At 58.7% G+C, this 20,053-nt stretch carries 19 protein-coding genes and 1 pseudogene; 13 read left to right on the top strand and 7 right to left on the bottom strand.

The window, feature by feature from the left end; all coding sequences use genetic code 11:
* Positions 1-34: 34 nt before the first annotated feature.
* The 6 genes and pseudogenes from QO231_RS17245 to QO231_RS17220 all read right to left on the bottom strand — a co-directional run.
* Positions 35-1,567: a tripartite tricarboxylate transporter permease gene (locus QO231_RS17245; protein ID WP_316779189.1), complete on the bottom strand. Its 1,533-nt coding sequence runs from the start codon at positions 1,565-1,567 to the stop codon at positions 35-37.
* Positions 1,568-1,573: 6 nt separating this feature from the next.
* The gene (locus QO231_RS17240) at positions 1,574-2,110 is read right to left on the bottom strand and encodes a tripartite tricarboxylate transporter TctB family protein (RefSeq protein WP_316779186.1); all 537 of its coding nucleotides are present in this window, start codon (positions 2,108-2,110) and stop codon (positions 1,574-1,576) included.
* A gap of 60 nt (positions 2,111-2,170) precedes the next feature.
* On the bottom strand, positions 2,171-3,106 hold the full coding sequence (locus QO231_RS17235; RefSeq protein WP_316779184.1) for a tripartite tricarboxylate transporter substrate binding protein: 936 nt from the start codon (positions 3,104-3,106) through the stop codon (positions 2,171-2,173).
* Between the two features lie 271 nt (positions 3,107-3,377).
* A complete protein-coding gene (locus QO231_RS17230; RefSeq protein ID WP_316779181.1) occupies positions 3,378-4,724 on the bottom strand; it encodes an aminotransferase class III-fold pyridoxal phosphate-dependent enzyme in 1,347 nt (448 codons plus the stop codon).
* Complete coding sequence (locus QO231_RS17225; protein ID WP_316779343.1) at positions 4,721-5,338, bottom strand: IclR family transcriptional regulator; 618 nt, start codon at positions 5,336-5,338, stop codon at positions 4,721-4,723. Before QO231_RS17225 ends, QO231_RS17230 begins: the two co-directional genes overlap by 4 nt.
* A 42-nt stretch (positions 5,339-5,380) precedes the next feature.
* A pseudogene (locus tag QO231_RS17220) lies at positions 5,381-5,530 on the bottom strand (helix-turn-helix domain-containing protein); the annotation flags it as partial.
* A 201-nt stretch (positions 5,531-5,731) separates the two neighbouring features.
* Between QO231_RS17220 and QO231_RS17215 the strand changes: the two are divergent.
* Both QO231_RS17215 and QO231_RS17210 read left to right on the top strand, forming a co-directional pair.
* Positions 5,732-7,216, top strand: coding sequence for an aldehyde dehydrogenase family protein (locus tag QO231_RS17215; protein ID WP_316779179.1), 1,485 nt, complete (start codon positions 5,732-5,734; stop codon positions 7,214-7,216).
* 24 nt (positions 7,217-7,240) lie between these two features.
* Positions 7,241-8,473: a Tm-1-like ATP-binding domain-containing protein gene (locus QO231_RS17210; protein ID WP_316779176.1), complete on the top strand. Its 1,233-nt coding sequence runs from the start codon at positions 7,241-7,243 to the stop codon at positions 8,471-8,473.
* On the opposite strand, the gene hpaR is transcribed toward QO231_RS17210, so the two are convergent.
* Positions 8,470-8,907 (bottom strand): homoprotocatechuate degradation operon regulator HpaR, encoded by a 438-nt coding sequence (gene hpaR / locus QO231_RS17205; protein WP_316779175.1) that lies wholly within the window; start codon positions 8,905-8,907, stop codon positions 8,470-8,472. The two genes, QO231_RS17210 and hpaR, sit on opposite strands and share 4 nt — an antisense overlap.
* 165 nt (positions 8,908-9,072) lie before the next feature.
* On the opposite strand from hpaR, the gene hpaE reads away from it, so the two are divergent.
* The 11 genes from hpaE (at position 9,073) to QO231_RS17150 (ending at position 20,041) form a co-directional block, all read left to right on the top strand.
* Positions 9,073-10,596, top strand: a complete 1,524-nt coding sequence (gene hpaE, locus QO231_RS17200; protein WP_316779172.1) for a 5-carboxymethyl-2-hydroxymuconate semialdehyde dehydrogenase — start codon at positions 9,073-9,075, stop codon at positions 10,594-10,596.
* Between the two features lie 11 nt (positions 10,597-10,607).
* Positions 10,608-11,591 (top strand): 3,4-dihydroxyphenylacetate 2,3-dioxygenase, encoded by a 984-nt coding sequence (hpaD, locus tag QO231_RS17195; protein ID WP_316779169.1) that lies wholly within the window; start codon positions 10,608-10,610, stop codon positions 11,589-11,591.
* Between the two features lie 45 nt (positions 11,592-11,636).
* Positions 11,637-12,491: a fumarylacetoacetate hydrolase family protein gene (locus QO231_RS17190; RefSeq protein WP_316779167.1), complete on the top strand. Its 855-nt coding sequence runs from the start codon at positions 11,637-11,639 to the stop codon at positions 12,489-12,491.
* Between the two features lie 168 nt (positions 12,492-12,659).
* Positions 12,660-13,325 carry a Crp/Fnr family transcriptional regulator gene (locus QO231_RS17185; RefSeq protein ID WP_316779341.1) on the top strand — a complete coding sequence of 222 codons (666 nt, stop codon included), beginning with the start codon at positions 12,660-12,662 and terminating at the stop codon, positions 13,323-13,325.
* Positions 13,326-13,422: 97 nt separating this feature from the next.
* Entirely contained in the window at positions 13,423-13,635 is a 213-nt protein-coding gene (locus tag QO231_RS17180; protein WP_316779164.1) for a YgaP family membrane protein, read from the top strand.
* Between the two features lie 3 nt (positions 13,636-13,638).
* Entirely contained in the window at positions 13,639-14,070 is a 432-nt protein-coding gene (locus QO231_RS17175; protein ID WP_316779162.1) for a YeeE/YedE family protein, read from the top strand.
* 3 nt (positions 14,071-14,073) lie between these two features.
* Positions 14,074-14,505 (top strand): DUF6691 family protein, encoded by a 432-nt coding sequence (locus QO231_RS17170; protein WP_316779159.1) that lies wholly within the window; start codon positions 14,074-14,076, stop codon positions 14,503-14,505.
* Positions 14,506-14,534: 29 nt separating this feature from the next.
* Positions 14,535-15,419, top strand: a complete 885-nt coding sequence (locus QO231_RS17165; protein WP_316779156.1) for an MBL fold metallo-hydrolase — start codon at positions 14,535-14,537, stop codon at positions 15,417-15,419.
* Positions 15,420-15,439: 20 nt separating this feature from the next.
* Positions 15,440-17,119 carry a TIGR01244 family sulfur transferase gene (locus QO231_RS17160; protein WP_316779154.1) on the top strand — a complete coding sequence of 560 codons (1,680 nt, stop codon included), beginning with the start codon at positions 15,440-15,442 and terminating at the stop codon, positions 17,117-17,119.
* 85 nt (positions 17,120-17,204) lie between these two features.
* The gene (locus QO231_RS17155) at positions 17,205-18,950 is read left to right on the top strand and encodes a SulP family inorganic anion transporter (RefSeq protein ID WP_316779152.1); all 1,746 of its coding nucleotides are present in this window, start codon (positions 17,205-17,207) and stop codon (positions 18,948-18,950) included.
* A 428-nt stretch (positions 18,951-19,378) separates the two neighbouring features.
* Complete coding sequence (locus QO231_RS17150; protein ID WP_316779149.1) at positions 19,379-20,041, top strand: SDR family NAD(P)-dependent oxidoreductase; 663 nt, start codon at positions 19,379-19,381, stop codon at positions 20,039-20,041.
* Positions 20,042-20,053 lie beyond the last annotated feature (12 nt).

Here is a 20,053-nt window from a genome sequence, read left to right as displayed (position 1 = left end):
CGGTATTGGCGGGATTGATGCCAACGAGCGTGTTCTAGCTTTGCTGGTTCGGGTGCTCGGCATCCAATTTGTTCGCGTTCGGTTCCGGTCTCAGCTTGTGGCGGAACTCGAAGTACAGCGTTCTGAAATGCAGGAGCACGACCAGAACGATCAGCGCGAACAGGATTGCTGCAATAGGCCTGTCGATGAAATCAAGTGGCTCCTTGACCCGCGCCATCGCGCTGCGCAACTTGACCTCCATGATGCCTCCGAGAACCATTCCCAGGATGATCGGGACAATCGGCAGATCCAGCCTCTTCAAGACCAATCCGAACACCCCGAACCCGGCCGCAATGGCGCAATCGGTGATCGAGTTGCGCAGGCTGTAAACTCCGACAAAGGCAAGGGTCAGAATGACGATGCCAATGAACCTGGTCGGAACCTGGACGATCTTCAGCAGCAGGTTGGTCGAGAACAGCAGGAAAACCAGAACGATCACGTTCAGGAGCAAAAGCGACATGTAGATCGCCATCACGAAATCCATCTGGTTCTGAAACAACTGCGGACCGGGGATCACGTTGTGGACATAGAACACCGACAACATCATCGCCGTCAGCGCCTCGCCCGGGATGCCGAGCGCCAGCAACGGGATCATCGCCGCACCCGGCACCGCGTTATTGGCAGCCTCGGAGGCGACCAGACCTTCGGGTGAGCCATCGCCGAATGTGTCAGGCTCTTTGGATGTCTTTTGCGCATAGGTGTAGGACATGAACTGGGACGTGAATTCGCCCGTTCCCGGCAGCATGCCCATGATGACGCCGATACCCGACGACACGGTGGCAACGCGCTTGATTCCGAAGAGCTCTTTCAGGCCCGTAAAGATATTACCCTCGACGCGGGCGCTTTGCGGGACGTGGTTCTTTTCGAGCAACAGGAGAAACGCCTGCGCGATGGCGAAGAGGCCCAGGACAACGACGATCAGGTCTATGCCGGATGTCAGCCAGCTTTGTTCAAAGGTGAAACGGTTGGTGTATTTTGCGGGCTCAAGCCCGATGGTGTTCAGAAATATGCCGAATGCGGCCAACATGCCGGCGGCAAAAACCTGACCCCTGTGGGCCAGCACAACCAGTACGATGCCAAGAAGCGCTGCGAGGAAAATCTCGCGGCTGCCGAACTGCGGCGCGACCCACGCCAGGACCGGCGACAATATGATCAGGCAGATGATCGAAAAGATGCCGCCAAAGAACGACGCGGAATAAGCCAGGGACAACGCCCGGTGGCCCTGACCGCGTTTGGTCATGGGATAGCCGTCATAGGTGGTCAGGGCGTTGACCGCCGTGCCCGGCGTGTTGATCAGAATGGCCGGAATTGCGCCGCCGTACATCGACGATCCATAAATGCCGAGCAGGAGCGTCAAACCGACGATGGGCGGGAACGAAAACGTCGCGGGCAGCAGGATCGCGATTGCAACAGCGGCCCCCACGCCGGGAAGCGCACCGATGATCACTCCGCCGATGGAGCCGACGAGAAGCGCGATGACGACCTGCCACTGAAGCAGGATTCCGAGACCGGAAATCAGATCAGCCATGACCCCTCACAGATAGATGAGTGCAAAAGAACGGATCGCATCGGGAAGATAGTCATATGCGGCGCCTGCCGGAATCTTGACCGCCAGCAACCCGCGAAAGACGACAACGACACCAACGCCAAAGGCCGCTGCGATCAGGAGGGTGCGCGCATCCCGAAAGCCGGTGCGAAACGCGAGGAAGACGCAGAACAGAATGGTCGAGGGCAGGTATCCGAACTTTGGCACGATAAGCACATAGATCAGAAAATACGCGATGTACTCAAACCCCCGAACCCAAAATGCGACCTCTATCCAGCGGCCCGGAATGCGTGGAGACATGGCAGAACTCAGCCAGTGCAGGAAGGCAAAGGCGCACATCGCATAGAGGGATATCTTTGGCCAAAGAGCCGGCTGCGCATACCATTTGGTGCGTTTGGTGACTTCTGTTTGTTCGCCGAGTTGCGAGATCAGAAAGATTGAGAGCGCAAGGAAAAGAACGGCAAATACGACATCACCGGGCTGCCGGTACCGCTTGAACATGTCTTGAAGCGTGCGTGTAATCATTGGTCTCGCCACCTGTTGAGACGGCCGCGCCAGATACATCCCTGGCGCGGCCGAGGGTGTCTATTCGCCCAGCAGGCTTTCAATCCGGGCAATGGTCGCCGAGTCGGTTTCGATCTGGGCAAGCGACTCTTCGGCGTTCAGCCAGTAGATCAATGCGCCGGTCTCTTCGATCATGGCCTGTGCCTTGTCCGACTGAAGTGCCTTTTGCGCGGCTGCGGCGATCTTTTCGCGAGCCTCTGCCGGCACATCCTTGTGGACAAACAGGCCGTTCCAGAGGGACAGGCCCAAATCAGGGTGAACTTCGCTGACGGTCGGCGAGTCCGGGGTCAGGGATATGCGTTGGCTGCCAATGCTCAGAAGGACATTCACGTCATCGAGACACGGTAGAATGAGTTGCAGTGTCGTATTGATGACATCAACGTCACCCGATGCCAGCGTGTTGCAATCCAGCGCATCGAACGCGGCTTCGGAGGCAAAGTCAAAGCCCGACTCCACGGCGGCGGCAAATGTCACCTGTGTCGGGGGAAGGAACGAGCCGAAATGGCCCAAAGCCACGTCATTTTCCGCTGCATATGCAGTCAGCTCTTCCCAATTTGCAAACGGGGCATCCTTGCTCGCTGCGATCACGAACGGATAGGTCAGGAAGATTCCGACAGGTTCAAACGGGTTCGGTGTGAGTTCGGGAATGCCGATTGTCGGTCCGCCGATCGGAACATCGGTCACGAACGATCCGATGGTATAGCCATCGGCAGGTGCGGTTGCAACTTCGACCGCGCCGGGGAAGGGGCCACCGCCACCGCCGGGTTTGTTCACGACAGCGGTCGGAACCCCGTACATTTCCTGAAACTCGCTGGCGATGATCCGTGTAAGGACGTCCTCAAGATCACCCGGTGGCCATGGCACGATAAACGAGACCGGTTTCTCCGGGTATTCGGCAATCGCCGCACTGGCAAATGCAACTGCTGCGCAAACAGCTGAAAGAAGTGTTTTTTTCATTGGTTCAGTTCTCCCTGTGGTGTTGGATTGGTTTGGAACGGTGTTCTATCTTCTTTCTTGCCTCGTATTCCCCGGTCGTTGGTGAAACGCGGCGATAGTTGGCGTCAGGCGCGCTTTTCCGTATTTTTTTCGCAGGTCGATCCTCAATCCACGACGATCTGTTGGCCGTTCGGAACATCGAGGTTCGATGTCGGCATGGATGATACCGGACGAATTTCGGGCCGACTCTTGGTGCGCAGCCGGGCGATGTGGTTTACAGACATCGCGTTCCTCACAGCGCGGCAAAACCAGCGTCTAGCGCCGACAGAATGGCGGCGGCGTCCTGCTCTGTCAGGACCAGTGACGGCGACAGGATGATATTGGGCCCCGAGACGCGGATCATGGCACCCGATTGATAGGCGACCTCCTGTACGGTTGCCGCGCTCGCTCCGTCGATGGGCTTTTTGGTGGCACGGTCGCTGACCATTTCGATGGCCGTCATCAGGCCATGGCCACCCCGGACATCGCCGATGATGTCGAATTTCTCTTGCAGCGCCGTGCAGCCCTCAAACAATTGCGTGCCGCGCGCTGCCGCGTTGTCGACCACGTTCAGCCGCTTGGTTTCGGCCAGACAGGCGAGTGCAGCCGCAGCCCCGACCGGATGGCCCGAATAGGTATAGCCATGTGCGATCTTGGCCTCGGAGTTGCCTTCGAACACGTCGACAAGACGCTCACCGATCATGACTGCACCAAACGGGAAGAATCCGTTGGTGATGGCTTTGGCCGTGCACATCATGTCGGGCTGGATGCCCCAGAGCCGCGCACCCGACCATGCACCGGTGCGGCCATAGGCGGTAATGACCTCGTCCGTGATCAGCAGGATACCGTTTCGGTTGCAGATCTCCTGAACCATCGGCGCGAAGGATTTATGCGGTGGGATGACGCCGCCGGCGCCCAGAATGGGCTCCATGATCATCGCGGCAATGGTGTTGGCACCCTGAAATGCGATCTCGTCTTCAAGCGCAGCCGCACATAGATGCGCCAGCTTCTCGGGATCGGTTTCATTGAACGGATTGCGATAGGTGTAAGGGGCCGGAATGTGAAAACAGCCGGACAACAGCGGTTCATAGGCATTGCGGAAATTGGCATTGCCGTTGACACTCGCCGCGCCGATATGGGTGCCGTGATAGCCTTTCTTGAGGCTCAGAAACTTGGTGCGCCCGGCCTCTCCGCGAAGTTTGTGATACTGCCGCGCAAGGCGCAGTGCGGATTCAACAGAATCTGATCCACCCGAGGTAAAGAACGCACGCTGCATGCCGTCGGGGGCAAAGAAATCGTTCAACTCATAGGACAGTTCGATCGCGGCATCGTTGGATGTGCCCCGGAACGTCGAGTAATACGGCAGCCTGGCAAGCTGATCCGCAATGGCGTCTTTGACGGGCTGACAGGAATAGCCGAGGTTCACGTTCCAGAGGCCACCCACGGCATCGACAACGGTATGCCCGTCGATGTCGGTGACTCGAACACCGCTGGAGCCGGTGATGATCTTTGGCGGATTATCAATGCTGTCCTGTGGCGAAGTCATCGGATGCCACATCATGCGCGCATTGTTTTCTTTCAAAAAGTTCGAGTCTTTCATGAAGAATGTTCCATAATATTTTGTTTTTGAGTGGATTTATCCCACAAGTAATTTACGGTTTCGGGAATTTCACCTCCCCAATTGCGAGAGATTTCTCGACTTGCCTCTGCCAGATGCCACTGGATGCTGCGATCCAGTTCGGCGGTGAATCGGGTGGCGACACTGGCGACGGAAACGGCTCCGGCAAATTGTCCCGTCTGATCGAAAATCGGCGCCGAAAGGCTGCACACATCGTCCTCGTACCAGCGATCGGAGCGACCGAAACCCGTTTCGCGCGCAGATTGCACTGCGCGTTCGAGCGCCATGATTGTGGTTGGAGTGTCTGCCGTGAATGCCTGCATGTTTTCACTGGCCGATGCCAGCAACTCCTTCGGACCAAAGGCCAGCGCGCATATCCCCGACGCGGTGGCGTGCAGGGGAAATGTCTGCACGTCGATGATGACCCGCGTGCTGTGTTTGTAGGATTCGCACGACGCGAGCGGATAGACAGTTGCGCCTGACAACACCGAGACATGAGTCGTCTCACCCGTCACTTCGGCAAGCCGCGATATGACGGCATCAGCGGCGGCCTTGCGCGGGACGGTCAATTCACGGGTTTGCGCCAGTTGCAGCACAACAGGGCCGAGCCGATAGCATTTCGTCAGCGGATTTTGCTCGACAAACCCGGTCACTTCGAGCGCCTGCAGATATCGGTGTGTCGACGCCTTGTCGCGGCCGGCAAGTCGGCACAGCTCTGACAATCCAATCTCGGGTCGCGCGGGTGAAAAATGCGACAGCAGTGCGATGGTTTTGACGGCGGACGACACGAGGCTTTTTGGCTCCTAGAGATTCTCAAAAAGAATTTGACATGTTTAATTTAATAAGGCAAGTGTTTTATTATACTATCGGTTCACAATATGAACCAATGCGGGATCGTGATGTAGGGGCGATGCGCCTGTTACTGCGAAATCGGGCACCAGGTGCGGGATGCGACAGGTTTCCGGCAATTTGAGAAGAGGGCTGGATCAATGGATCAAAGCAAGATTGACGCGCTCCGGGACCAGTCCGTTTTCCCCCAATCCCACCTGATCGATGGCAAGCATGTGCCTGCATCGGACGGCGCCGCGATGGACGTTTTGTCGCCGCTTGACGGGCGCATGCTGACGACCGTTGCCAAGGGGACGGTGGCAGACATGGAGGCCGCCATCGCCTCGGCCCGCGCTGCCTTTGACGACAGGCGTTGGGCGGGCCAGCCCCCTGCGGCGCGCAAGAAAATCCTGATGAAATGGGCCGACCTGATCGAAGCCAATGCTCTTGAGCTCGCCGTTCTGGGTGTGCGTGACAACGGGACCGAGATCGGGATGGCCATCAAGGCCGAACCGGGGTCTGCCGCTGGCACGATCCGCTACTATGCCGAAGCGCTGGACAAGGTTTACGGCGAGATTGCCCCGACACAGGGTGACGTACTCGGACTGATCCACAAGGAGCCGGTCGGCGTGGTCGGTGCGATCATTCCCTGGAATTTCCCGCTGATGATCGGCGCATGGAAGCTCGGACCCGCGCTTGCGATGGGCAATTCGGTGGTCCTGAAACCGGCGGAAACAGCCTCTTTGTCGCTAATGCGCATGGTGGAGCTCGCGCAGGAGGCCGGGTTGCCGCCCGGGGCGCTAAACGCGGTCACCGGCGAAGGCGCGGTCGTGGGCGAGGCGATGGGCCTGTCGATGGATGTGGATGTTCTGGTCTTTACCGGGTCGGGCGGCACCGGTCGGCGATTGATGGAGTATGCGGCACGATCCAACATGAAGCGGGTTTACCTCGAACTCGGCGGCAAGTCTCCGAACATCATCTTTGCAGATGCGCCCGATTTGGACGAAGCCGCCAAAGTGGCTGCACACGGCATTTTCCGCAATGCCGGGCAAGTCTGTGTTGCCGGATCACGATTGCTGGTCGAGGCCAGCATCCACGATGATTTTGTGGCGCAGGTCGCCAAAGTTGCCCAGGGGATGCGTGTGGGCGATCCGCTCAGCCTGAAAACCGCCATTGGCGCGGTAAATTCGGAAACACAGCTGCGTCAGAACCTTGGCTTTGTGGACACTGCGACCAACGAAGGCGGGCAAGTGAGGATGGGTGGCAGCCGGATATTGCAGGAAACCGGCGGCTATTTCATGGAGCCAACAATTATCACCGGGGTCACACCGGAGGCCACGATTGCCCAGAAAGAGGTATTCGGCCCGGTCTTGGGGGTGTCGGCTTTCGACACCGACGACGATGCCATCCGCATCGCCAATTCCACGGTCTACGGGTTGGCGGGGGCGGTCTGGACGTCGAACCTGTCGCGGGCGCACCGGATGGTGCGGGGCGTTCGAACCGGGGTGATGCATGTGAACACCTATGGCGGCGCGGACGGAACCGTACCGCTTGGCGGTGTCGGTCAATCGGGCAACGGGCATGACAAGTCGCTGCACGCATTGGAGAAATACATCAACCTCAAGACAGCGTGGATCAAGCTGTAGGCGAGCGGAGCGGGAGGAGTGACCATGACGGACAAGACCATTCTGGTAATCGGTACATACGATACCAAAAATGACGAACTGGATTTTCTGGCCAGTGTGATCCGCGCCCAGGGCGGGCGGGTCGTCACGATGGATGTCTCTGTCCTGGGCGACCCTGGCGAGCCGACCGACTATTCCAAACACGATGTCGCGGCGGAAGGCGGCAGCAGCATCGCCGCCGCGATCGCTTCGGGCGAAGAGAACGAAGCGATGCAGATCATGGCCAAGGGGGCCTCGCTTCTGGCCTCGCGGCTGTATCTGGAGGGCACGTTTGACGGCATGATCGTGCTGGGCGGTACGATGGGCACTGATCTGGCGCTGGATGTCTGTGCAAGCCTGCCGTTGGGCGTGCCGAAATACATTGTGTCGACCGTGGCGTTCTCTCCACTCATTCCCGCCGCCCGCGTCGCCGCGGATGTGCAGATGATCCTCTGGGCCGGCGGTCTTTATGGCCTGAACTCTGTCTGCAAGGCATCGCTGAGCCAAGCTGCCGGTGCGGTGCTTGGAGCTGCGCGGGCGGCGCAAAAGCCCGATGCGGATAGACCGTTGATCGGGATGATGTCTCTTGGCACGTCTGCCCTGAAGTATGTGATTCCGATGAAACCGGCATTGGAAGCGCGCGGCTATGAGGTCGCCGTGTTCCACGCGACCGGCATGGGAGGGCGGGCATTCGAGAGCCTTGCAGGGCAGGGGGCCTTTGCATGCGTCTTTGATTTCTGCACGCAAGAACTGGGGAACCACGTCCACGGTTCCAACATCTCGGCAGGTCCCGACCGCCTGACCAACGCAGGGCGCGTTGGAACACCACAACTGGTTGCGCCGGGGTGTTATGATCTTGTTGATATCGTGGGCTGGCTACCAGTGCCGGAAAAATGGAAAGATCACCAGCCGCGCGCGCATAATCGCCTTCTCACCAGCATCACCCTGAACGCTGAAGAGCGAAAAATGGTTGCATTGGCCCATGCCGAGCAACTCGCGTTTGCAACAGGCCCGACCGCCGTGCTCTTGCCACAACACGGGTTGGGAGAGTGGGACAGGAAAGGTGCCGAACTGCACGACAAGGCGGGACTGAGGCAATTCCTGCAAACATTGGGCGAGGCACTTCCCGGTACTGTCGACGTGCATCGGATCGACGGTCATATCAACGATGCGATTTTTGCCGAGACGGCGCTTGAGATCTTCGATGCCTGGCGGGCGGATGGCCTGGTTGCCGGCTAGTCGCGGGGCCCCGGATCAAGAAGCGCGAGCAAATCCAGCAGTTTCTCGTAGTTGTCGTCACCCAACCGCGTGCGAAAGCCGACGACAACTAGCGCCGCCCGCTCTGCGTGATCGTCGATGAATTTCTGACCCTTGGCGGTGATTTCGATCAACTGCCGCCGCCGATCAGCTTCGTCGCGGGTCTGAGTGATCAACCCCTTTTCCCGCATCTTGGCGGCGATGCGGGTCAGGCTGGGAAACAGCAGGCTTGCGCGATCGGCCAGCGTCGTAGAGTCCAGCGAACCATGTTCCGACAGCACGCGCAGAATCCGCCATTGCTGTTCGGTGATACCCGTGTTTGCAAGCATGTCCCGGATCGGTGCCATCGCTCCTTCGCGCGCACGAATCAGGGCGATCGGCAGGGATCGAGAAGTCGATGGGAGTTTTTTGTTCATTCTGGTGCTCAATTTCGGCGGGCTGATTGGGTATCTGCTGCCAAGCGAGCCTTGACAATGCAAGTCAGTTATTATTTAACTTAGCAATAATTAACATATTAATAAAATAGGCGACAGGCTTTCCCGACGATATGGAACCGTCCGAAAACATCTAGAGGATATCGCATGACCGCGCTTGACGACAACATCAGCAAACTTGATGGCTACCTTGCTCGCTTTCGTGAGACCGGGATTCCCAACCGCATCGCAGGACAGGACAAAGCCGGGAGCGCCGGAGTGTTTCAATCAACATCACCGGTCGACAAGAGCGTCATCTGCGATGTGGCGCATGGCACGGCAGAAGATATCGACACGGCGGCCAACGCCGCCCATGCAGCATTTGCAGCTTGGCGCGATATGCCTGCGCTCGAGCGGAGGAAAATCCTGATAAATGTGGCCGAAGGTATCGAAGCGCGCGCCGAAGAAATCGCGTTGTGCGAGTGCTGGGACACCGGGCAGGCCTATAGATTCATGTCTAAAGCAGCGCTGCGCGGGGCTGAGAACTTTCGCTATTTCGCCGATCAAGTGGTGCAGGCGCGTGACGGTCAGCACCTGCAATCGCCGACGTTGTTGAACATCACGACCCGCAAACCCATCGGCCCTGTTGGTGTCATCACGCCGTGGAATACACCGTTCATGTTGTCCACATGGAAGATCGCGCCGGCGCTTGCTGCGGGTTGCACGGTGGTTCACAAACCTGCCGAAGCCTCGCCATTGACAGCGCGACTGCTTGTCGAGATCGCCGAAGAGGCCGGGCTGCCGCCCGGTGTTCTCAACACCGTCAACGGCTTTGGAGAAGGCGCGGGCAAGGCGCTGTGCGAACACCCCATGATAAAGGCTATCGCCTTTGTCGGCGAGAGCCGCACCGGATCGCTGATCACCAGGCAAGGCGCGGATACGCTCAAACGCAACCACCTTGAACTGGGCGGCAAAAACCCTGTGATCGTCTTTGACGATGCCGATCTGGACCGGGCGCTCGATGCGGTGATCTTCATGATCTACTCAATCAACGGCGAACGCTGCACCTCATCGTCGCGATTGCTGGTCCAGGACACAATTCGCGAGGAGTTCGAGGCCAAGCTGGTCGCGCGCGTGAACAACATCAAGGTTGGCCATCCGCTCGACCCTGCAACCGAGATCGGTCCTCTAGTGACCGAGGAACACTACAACAAGGTCACCAGCTACTTTGACATCGCAATAGAAGACGGCGCCACAGTGGCGGCGGGTGGTGAAAAGGTTGGCGAAAAGGTTGGCGATGAGGGCTATTTCGTGCGCCCCACGCTCTTCACCAATGCCAACAACCAGATGCGCATCGCCCAAGAGGAGATTTTTGGCCCGGTCCTGACGTCGATTCCGTTCTCGACCGAGGATGAAGCGCTGCAAATCGCCAACGACATCGACTATGGCCTCACCGGCTATGTCTGGACCAATGATCTGACCCGCGCGCTGCGGTTCACAGACAAGCTGGAAGCCGGGATGATCTGGGTCAATTCCGAAAACGTGCGGCATCTGCCGACCCCGTTTGGCGGCGTCAAGGCGTCGGGCATCGGGCGCGACGGCGGGGATTGGTCGTTTGAATTCTACATGGAGCAAAAGCACATCGGCTTTGCAACCGGCCAACACAAGATCACACGCCTTGGCGCGCAGTAAGGAGAAAAATAATGCCCGTACCCGCACCCAATCTCTACCCCGATTTCAACACCATCCGACTGTCTCATGTGTATCTGAACGTAAAGGACCTTGCCGCGTCCAAGGCGTTTTACACCGATATCCTTGGCCTGCAGGTGACAGACGAAGCCGACAGCCACGTCTATCTGCGTGCGATGGAAGAACGCGGGCATCATTGTGTGATCCTGCAGGAATCCGACATCCCCGGCACGGTCGAAGCGATGGGGTTCAAGACCTTTGACGAGGCCGATCTGGACAAGGCTGAAAGCTATTTCAAGGCCAGGGGTCGCCCGACGGAATGGGTGGACCGTCCCTATCAGGGGCGCACCTTGCTGACCTCTGACAACATCGGTATCCCGCTCGAATTCTATCACAAGATGGACAGGTTGGAGCCCATCCACCAGAAATACGCGCTGTATCGCGGTGTGAAACCGCTGCGGATCGACCATTTCAACTGCTTTTCGCCAGATGTGGATGCGTCGGTCGCGTTCTATAGCGACTTTGGCTTTCGCGTGACGGAATACACCGAGGACGAAGAAAGCAAGAAGCTGTGGGCCGCGTGGATGCACCGGAAGGGCGGTGTTCATGACATGGCGTTCACCAACGGTACCGGTCCACGGATGCATCATGTGGCCTTCTGGGTGCCGACTCCGCTGAACATTATTGACTTGCTCGACCTGATGGCCACCACCGGCCATGTCGGAAGCATTGAACGCGGTCCCGGAAGGCACGGCATTTCCAACGCCTTTTTCCTCTATATCCTTGACCCCGACGGTCACCGGATCGAGATTTACTGCTCTGACTATCAAACTGTCGATCCCGATCTGGAACCGATCAAGTGGGATCTGAAAGATCCGCAACGCCAGACACTCTGGGGCGCTCCGGCACCGCGCAGCTGGTTTGAACATGGGACCAGATTCGTCGGCGCAGAAACACGAGACTCGGATCTGGCTGCCAGTCCGATTATCGCGCCCTGATCGGTGTCGGGCAGAGAGCGACCAGAAGCTGTAGGAGCAGGCACAATGAAATTTGCAACGTATTCCGCCGATGGGAAAACGCACTACGGCGCGGTCACTGACGACGGGATGATTGCGCTGAATGACGACTTTCCGGCGTGGCCCACACTGCTTGACGCTGTGCGCGCCAATGGGCTGGCGGCGCTTGCTCAGGCCGCTATCGGCAAAGGGCTCAGCCATACTGATTTTCAATATGAAATGGTGCTGCCCAACGCGCCCCGTATCCTTTGCGTGGGGGTGAATTTCCCGGATCGCAATGCCGAATACAAGGATGGTAGCGCGCAACCGAAATACATGTCGCTGTTCCCGCGTTTTGCCAGCGGCTTCACCGGTCACGACCGCCCGTTGATCCGCCCGCCGGAAAACCACACTCTCGACTATGAGGGAGAGGTCGCCATTGTCATCGGCAAGGCGGGGCGGCGCATCGCACAGGACGACGCCTATGACCACATCGCGGCCCTGACGCTGTGTAACGAAGGCACCATCCGTGATTGGGTCCGCCATGCGAAATTCAACGTCACGCAGGGCAAGAACTGGGATCGGTCAGGTGCCATCGGGCCATGGCTTGTGCCGTTCACGGATGCCAACCAGTTGGACGACGCCCGGATCATGACCCGCGTCAACGGCGAGGTCCGTCAGGACGAGGCGTTGTCCCGGATGATGTTTCCGATCCGGCGGGAGATCGAGTACATCTCAACCTTCATGACACTGCAACCCGGCGATATCATCGTGACCGGCACGCCGACCGGGGCAGGGGCACGGTTCGACCCGCCCCGCTATCTGCAACCCGGTGATGTGGTCGAAATCGAAGTGAACGGCATCGGCAGGCTACGCAACACCGTCGAGGATGAAGTGGTATGAAGTCGACGAAGCGACATCGGGCCGACCTAGATGGGGAACACGGTCCGGGACGGGTCGAGATACGGTTCGACCATCCGGATTTTCGATTGCAAATCGGCCTGGTCCGGGTAGATGCTTCACCGTGAGGTGGCAAATGATGCTGATATCCAGTTCAGACTGTACGGTGAGATCGTGATCGGAGATTGGACAGATCGGTTTCAGGGCACCCGTGCGTTGCCACGCCGGGTACGGGACCAGCTGATTCAGGTCGCCCACGTGATCCAGTTGAAGAAGGGCCAGCAAGTCTTTGGTCCAGATAACATTCCTGACAGCCTGCTCTTTCTATACGACGGTCGGATTCGCGTATCGCAGACATCGGAAAATGGGCGCGAAATCGTACTGTACCGCGTCGATGCCGGTGAAAGCTGTGTGCTGACCACGGCCTGTATGCTAGCCGAGGAGGCCTACAACGCAGAAGGCATCGCAGAGACCGATGTAACGGCCGTCGTCCTGCCCAAACCGGCCTTTGATCGGCTCGCCGCAGAAGAAGACGAGTTCCGCAATTTTGTCTTTGCCGCCTATTCACGGCGTCTGATCGACTTGCTTCGCGTTGTAGACGACGTTGCGTTTGGCCGGATTGATGTGCGGCTTGCCGAGCGGCTGTTGAGTCTTGGCGGAGATCACAAGGAAATCTCCGCGACCCATCAGCAATTGGCCAGCGAACTCGGGACGGCGCGCGAAGTCATCTCGCGGGTTCTTCAGGATTTCCAGAAGCGCGAGATGATTGCGCAGTCGCGCGGTCGCATCGCGTTGCTGGACAAACCCGCACTGGCGGCCCTCGCCAGCAGCGACTGAGAAACTTTGCCGGTTTCTGCGACTTGGGTGACAATGTCACTGAAAGGTCTGCGCCAAGCTTGTATCTAACCTCTAGCTTAATTGACTGGAGGTTATCATGTCGATCAATGTTGGAACCCTTGACCGTGTCCTGCGAGCGGCCCTCGGAGCGGGCCTCTTGTACCTCGCATTTCTCAGTGGCCTGCCCGCGTTCGACGGTGCGATCCTGAAATACGGTGCGGCCATCGTCGGTATCGTGATGCTGGTCGTCGCTGTCACCCGCGTCTGTCCGATCTATTCGATCTTCGGCCTCAAGACCTGTCGGGTCTGATCCATGGAAACGGATTTCACACCCCTCACCTCGTTTGGTGGTGGTCTGGCCATCGGTCTGGGTGCCGTGCTGTTGATGCTCGGCCTTGGCCGTATCCTTGGTGCCACCGGCATCATGTCGGGGCTCGTGTTTGCCGAAAACAAGGACGAGGCCCTTTGGCGCGGCGCGATGATCGTTGGCATGATTCTGGCACCCGGCCTGATCTTTGCGGTTACCGGCACCATGCCCGCTGTCGATGTGCCGATAAGCCCGACCATGATCGTCATTGGCGGTTTGATCGTCGGATTGGGTGCCAGCCTTGGATCGGGCTGCACCTCCGGTCACGGCGTCTGCGGATTGTCGCGCCTGTCGGTCAGGTCGATTGTCGCTGTGCCCACGTTCATGGCGACCGCAGCAGTTACCGTCTACCTCATCCGCCACGTTTTCGGAGGCTAGTTCATGAGACTTGTTTACGCGCTCTTCACCGGGCTGATCTTTGGCATCGGCATTGCTGTCTCTGGCATGATGAACCCCGCAAAGGTGCTGAATTTCTTCGATGTCGCGGGCACCTGGGACCCAAGCCTTGCCTTCGTGATGGGCGGTGCCGTGATCGTCACCTTCATCGGATACCGCCTTGTCTGGCGCAGAAGTGCGCCCTTATTCGGCAGGCGATTTCAATTGCCTGGGTCCACGGAGGTTGACTCCAAACTCATTGGAGGCTCGGCACTCTTCGGCATTGGCTGGGGCATCGCGGGCTTTTGCCCGGGTGCCGCATTGCCGGCGTTGGGAACCGGACGCTGGGAAGTGGCCTTGTTTCTTGTAGCTGTTGTCGGCGGGTTTTTCTTGCGTCGCCTCTTGACCCCGACAAAACGCGCAGACGCCGCAACCTGACGCGACTGGACATTCTATTGGAGGAAAACATGACCGATTATCCCGTGAACATTGACATCGAACCGGAGGTACAGGCGTTCTTTGACGAGGCCACCAACACGATCAGCTATATCGTGAAGGACCCGACCTCTGACGCCTGTGCCGTGGTCGATAGCGTCATGGATATCGACTATGCCGCCGGGCGTATCACCTATGATCATGCAGACGAGTTAATCCGTCAGATCGAGGCGCAGGGCCTCAAACTGGAATGGATCATCGAAACCCATGTGCATGCCGACCATCTGAGTGCGGCGCCCTATATCCAGCAAAGATTGGGCGGCAAGATCGGCATCGGATCCAAGATCATGGTGGTGCAGGACACCTTCGGAAAGGTATTCAACGAAGGCACCGAATTCCAGCGTGACGGCAGCCAGTTTGACGCGCTGTTCGAGGACGGCGATATCTATCAGGTCGGCGACATGCAGGCCTTTGCGATGTATACGCCCGGCCATACGCCGGCCTGCATGGTGCATGTGATGGGCAATGCCGCCTTTGCCGGCGACACCCTGTTTATGCCGGATGGCGGCTCTGCCCGTGCGGACTTTCCCGGAGGCGATGCGGGCGTTCTCTATGACAGCATCCAGAAGGTCCTGACCCTGCCGGACGAAATGCGGCTGTTCATGTGCCATGACTACGGACCCAACGGACGCGATATTCAGTGGGAAACCACAGTCGGCGATGAAAAGGCGCACAATATCCACGTGGGTGGCGGCAAGACGAAGGAGGAGTTCGTCAAGTTCCGCACCGAACGCGACGCGCAGCTTGCCATGCCAAGGCTCATCATTCCGTCGCTGCAGGTCAACATGCGGGCCGGTACGGTGCCGACCGACGAGGACGGCAATCCGATGCTCAAAGTACCGGTCAACGGACTTTGATCGCCGCCAAGGAGAGAGACATGGACCTCAAGAGAATTTCACCCAAGATCGCGGTCAGCCCGCAGATTAAACCGGATGACATCAACGCCATCAAGGCCGAGGGCATTAGCGCGATTATCTGCAACCGACCCGATGGCGAGGGGGCGGATCAGCCGACTTTTGACGAGATCGAAGCCGCCGCCAGGGCCGCAGGGATCGAAGCGCGCTATGTGCCGGTGCAAAGCGGTATGGTCGCGGACACGGATGTCGAGGCATTCGGCACTGCTCTGGAGGATCTGCCGCGGCCTGTTCTGGCCTATTGCCGCACCGGAACACGGTCGGCGACGCTTTGGTCGTTTCACGAGTCAAAAAAGCGGCCAATGGCCGACATTCTCGCCGCCACCAAGGCGGTAGGCTATGACATGAACGGTGTTGCGCGACGCATCGCAAACGGGGGCAAGACACCGACCGACACGGGTGATGCCAAATACGATGTGGTCATAGTCGGTGCGGGGGCGGGCGGGGTTTCCGTTGCGGCCAGTCTGGTAGCACGCGCATCAGACCTTTCCATTGCCATCATCGATCCGGCCGACATTCACTATTACCAGCCGGGTTGGACCATGGTCGGAGGCGGCATTTTCCAGGCCAGTGATACCGCAAAGACCATGGGGTCGCTCATTCCGCGTGGTGTAAAGTGGATCAAGGCCGCCGTCGCCGCTTTTGAACCGGGAAACAACGCCGTCATCCTCGATGGGTGCCGCGTTGTTAAATATGATCGCCTCGTCGTGACACCGGGCCTGAAGCTCGACTGGGCGGCGGTTGAAGGGCTCGAAGAGACGCTGGGGCACAACGGTGTGACCTCGAACTACCGCTATGATCTCGCGCCCTATACCTGGCAGTTGGTTCAGGGCATGAAATCGGGCCGTGCGCTGTTCACACAGCCGCCGATGCCGATCAAATGTGCAGGGGCTCCGCAAAAGGCGATGTACCTGTCAGGCGATGCATGGTTCCGGCGCGCTGTTCTCGAGGATATCGACATTCAGTTCATGAATGCCGGCGGTGTCCTTTTCGGGGTCAAGGATTACGTTCCGGCGCTGATGCAATATGTCGAGAAATACGACGCTACGCTGAATTTCTTTCACAACTTGATCGCTGTCGATGGACCGTCCAGAACGGCAACCTTCAAGGTCGCACAGCCTGACACGACGCCCGAAAACGTGACGGTCGAGTTTGACATGTTGCATGTCTGCCCGCCTCAGTCCGCTCCGGATTTCATCCGGGTTTCGCCGCTTGCAGACGCCGCAGGCTGGGTCGATGTGGATCAGGCGACCCTGCGTCACAAGTGCCATGACAACATCTGGTCTCTGGGTGACGTGATGAACGCGCCAAACGCCAAGACCGCAGCGGCTGCACGCAAACAGGCTCCGACGGTTGCCGAAAACATCGTGGCCGATATCGCGGGCCTGTCCCCGACAGCGGCCTATGATGGCTATGGCTCTTGCCCGTTGACGGTCGAGCGCGGCAAGATCGTATTGGCCGAATTCGGCTATGGAGGCGTCCTGAAGCCAAGCTTCCCACCTCTTTTGCTGGACGGCACCAAACCTTCGCGCACCGCATGGTTCCTGAAGGAAAAGATGCTTCCGCCGATTTATTGGCTGGCGATGCTGCGCGGCAAGGAATGGATGGCCAAGCCCGAAAGACTGAAGGTTGCGGCCGAGTAGGCGCCGCCGCCTTTCTTGCAAATCCACTAATTCCACTCCGGCACGGAACCGCACTGGTCTCTCCGCGCAATTGAAATGACCGATCATGCCTGACATTCGCCGCTACCTGCCTGTTCTTGAATGGGGTCGCACTTACGACAGAACCGCCCTGTCGAACGATCTGATCGCGGCGGTGATCGTGACGATCATGCTGATCCCACAGTCGCTTGCCTATGCGCTGTTGGCGGGCTTGCCGCCGGAGGCGGGCATCTACGCCTCGATCGCGCCGATCATGCTCTATGCGATCTTTGGCACCAGCCGCGCGCTGGCGGTCGGACCGGTTGCGGTGGTGTCGCTGCTGACGGCATCCGCCATTGGTCAAATCGCAGAGCAGGGGACAGCAGGCTATGCCGCAGCCGCCCTGACTCTGGCTTTTCTGTCAGGTGGGTTTCTCATGCTCTTGGGTGTCTTGCGCCTCGGCTTTCTGGCAAACTTTCTGAGCCATTCGGTCATCGCGGGATTCATCACCGCCTCCGGCATCCTGATTGCGACCAGCCAGCTCAAGCATGTTCTGGGCGTCGGCGCCGATGGCCACACGCTGCCCGAGATGATCGTGTCGATCCTTGCACATCTGGACGAGGTCAACATCATCACGATGGCGATCGGAGCGTTGACCGTGGCTTTTCTCTTCTGGGTCCGCAAGGGATTGAAACCCCTTTTGAAACGGTTGGGCGCGTCGCCGAAGGTGGCCGATATCGCCACCAAGGCCGGCCCCGTCGCGGCAGTTGTTGGAACGACACTCGCGGTCTGGGGGCTCGGGCTGAACGCATTCGGGGTCAAGATCGTCGGCACGGTGCCTCAGAGCCTGCCCCCCCTGACGGTACCCGGTCTCTCGGGCGAGCTGGTCCAGGCCCTGCTCGTGCCGGCGATCCTGATCTCCGTGATTGGCTTTGTGGAATCGGTCTCCGTTGCACAAACGCTTGCGGCCAAGAAGCGCCAGCGCATCGACCCAAATCAAGAGCTTATCGGGCTGGGCGCGGCCAACGTCGGTGCGGCCTTCACCGGCGGTTATCCCGTCACCGGCGGTTTCTCGCGATCTGTCGTGAACTATGATGCAGGTGCAGAGACACCAGCGGCAGGGGCCTACACCGCCGTGGGTCTGGCCATCGCAGCCGTGGCGTTGACGCCCTTGGTGTTTTACCTGCCAAAAGCGACGCTTGCAGCGACGATCATCGTCGCCGTCCTGAGCCTGATTGATTTGTCCATCCTCAAGAAGACTTGGGGCTATGCGCGCGCGGATTTCATTGCTGTTGTTGCCACAATCCTGCTGACGCTGGCGCTTGGGGTCGAGGTTGGCGTGGCGAGCGGCGTCGTCGTCTCCGTACTCTTGCATCTTCACAAGACGTCACGCCCTCATGTGGCCGAGGTCGGGCGCGTGCCGGGGACAGAGCATTTTCGCAACATCCGCCGTCACGAGGTCGAAACCGATCCGTCGTTGGTGACACTCCGGATCGACGAAAGCCTGTATTTTGTGAACGCCCGTTTCCTTGAGGACCTGATTCAGAGACGCGTTGCAGAGGGTCGTGATATCCGCAATGTCGTGCTCATGTTCTCCGCCGTCAATGATGTCGATTTCTCCGCCCTGGAGAGTCTCGAGGCTATCAATCAGCGCCTGACAGATATGGGTGTCGGCCTGCACCTGTCCGAGGTGAAAGGTCCGGTTATGGATCGCCTGAAAAGAGCCCACCTGGTCAATGATCTGAACGGTAAGGTGTTTCTATCCCAACACGATGCATGGGTGGCACTCGGCAGGCTGGATACCAAAAAACAAAGAAAACCCGCCGCGGTATGAGCGCTCTGATCAATGCTTGAGCATCTGGGTCCATGCAAGCCGAGTCTCAACATTATTTAACATAATTTTGCTTACAGGATCTTAGGATGTAGCCGGGCACATTCTATTGTGGGTTGCGACAAATCCCCTATCTTGCTGAGTAGTAGAGATAACGAACCTGGGCCACACGGAACTGAATTTGCGTGAACGGCGCGCACTCAAGGATATGCTGAACGCAGATAGGACGACTGATCAGAGGTCTGTGCTCCAATTCACGGATGTGAGGAAAGATGGATTGGTGCCTGGGTCGCAACTCGCGTTGTATCGTCCTCGCGCGTTCAGATGCGTCAGGGACAGGTGCTCCGTCTGAACCAATCGCACGGATCATCGGGCATTTCCTTTCGCGCGACACGCGCTATCTCCGTCTCGGGCACAGGGAGGTCGATCTCATGCAAAGAGCGCTTGTCATCGGTGCGTCGGGCGGGGTCGGCGGCGCAATCGCCCGCATACTGGGCGTTCGCAGTGTCGAGGTCACGGGATTGTCCCGAAGAGGAGATGGGCTGGATGTGACCGATCCGGCCTCGGTTGATCGTGTTATTGGTGCAGTGAGCGGCCCGTTTGACCTGATCCTTATCGCGACAGGCATTCTGGCGCCGCGGGGATCCGGCCCGGAGAAGTCACTTGACCGGATCGACGCCGCGCGGATGGCCGAGGTGCTGGCCGTGAACAGCATCGGACCGGCGCTCATCCTGCGGCATGTTCCCCGGCTGCTGCCTCGAAAGGGTCGCTCGATTGTGGCGGTTTTGACAGCGCGTGTCGGATCGATCGGCGACAACAGGCTGGGCGGCTGGTACTCATATCGCGCCTCCAAGGCGGCAACCAATCAGATCGTGCGCACCGCCGCGATCGAGATTGGCCGCAGCCACCGGGACGCGGCAGTTGTCGCCCTGCATCCCGGAACGGTCGCAACTCCCTTTACCGGCAACTATCCCGCCCACAAGAAGGTCGGGCCAGAGGTCGCCGCCGAGAACCTGTTACGCGTGATTGACAGTATCGGACCTGAGCATACCGGCGGGTTCTTTGATTGGGCAGGCCTGGAGGTGCCGTGGTGACGATGCCGTGTG

Origin of the sequence: Sedimentitalea todarodis, assembly GCF_032595355.1 — a bacterium.
GTDB classification, from domain to species: domain Bacteria; phylum Pseudomonadota; class Alphaproteobacteria; order Rhodobacterales; family Rhodobacteraceae; genus Sedimentitalea; species Sedimentitalea todarodis.
This window is presented reverse-complemented; position numbering and strand designations above follow the sequence as displayed.

Coding starts and splice junctions, on each gene's coding strand:
- QO231_RS17245 (WP_316779189.1), bottom strand. CDS start 1,567: ATGGCTGATCTGATTTCCGGTCTCGGAATCCTGCTTCAGTGGCAGGTC.
- QO231_RS17240 (WP_316779186.1), bottom strand. CDS start 2,110: ATGATTACACGCACGCTTCAAGACATGTTCAAGCGGTACCGGCAGCCC.
- QO231_RS17235 (WP_316779184.1), bottom strand. CDS start 3,106: ATGAAAAAAACACTTCTTTCAGCTGTTTGCGCAGCAGTTGCATTTGCC.
- QO231_RS17230 (WP_316779181.1), bottom strand. CDS start 4,724: ATGAAAGACTCGAACTTTTTGAAAGAAAACAATGCGCGCATGATGTGG.
- QO231_RS17215 (WP_316779179.1), top strand. CDS start 5,732: ATGGATCAAAGCAAGATTGACGCGCTCCGGGACCAGTCCGTTTTCCCC.
- QO231_RS17210 (WP_316779176.1), top strand. CDS start 7,241: ATGACGGACAAGACCATTCTGGTAATCGGTACATACGATACCAAAAAT.
- hpaR (WP_316779175.1), bottom strand. CDS start 8,907: ATGAACAAAAAACTCCCATCGACTTCTCGATCCCTGCCGATCGCCCTG.
- hpaE (WP_316779172.1), top strand. CDS start 9,073: ATGACCGCGCTTGACGACAACATCAGCAAACTTGATGGCTACCTTGCT.
- hpaD (WP_316779169.1), top strand. CDS start 10,608: ATGCCCGTACCCGCACCCAATCTCTACCCCGATTTCAACACCATCCGA.
- QO231_RS17190 (WP_316779167.1), top strand. CDS start 11,637: ATGAAATTTGCAACGTATTCCGCCGATGGGAAAACGCACTACGGCGCG.
- QO231_RS17180 (WP_316779164.1), top strand. CDS start 13,423: ATGTCGATCAATGTTGGAACCCTTGACCGTGTCCTGCGAGCGGCCCTC.
- QO231_RS17175 (WP_316779162.1), top strand. CDS start 13,639: ATGGAAACGGATTTCACACCCCTCACCTCGTTTGGTGGTGGTCTGGCC.
- QO231_RS17170 (WP_316779159.1), top strand. CDS start 14,074: ATGAGACTTGTTTACGCGCTCTTCACCGGGCTGATCTTTGGCATCGGC.
- QO231_RS17165 (WP_316779156.1), top strand. CDS start 14,535: ATGACCGATTATCCCGTGAACATTGACATCGAACCGGAGGTACAGGCG.
- QO231_RS17160 (WP_316779154.1), top strand. CDS start 15,440: ATGGACCTCAAGAGAATTTCACCCAAGATCGCGGTCAGCCCGCAGATT.
- QO231_RS17155 (WP_316779152.1), top strand. CDS start 17,205: ATGCCTGACATTCGCCGCTACCTGCCTGTTCTTGAATGGGGTCGCACT.
- QO231_RS17150 (WP_316779149.1), top strand. CDS start 19,379: ATGCAAAGAGCGCTTGTCATCGGTGCGTCGGGCGGGGTCGGCGGCGCA.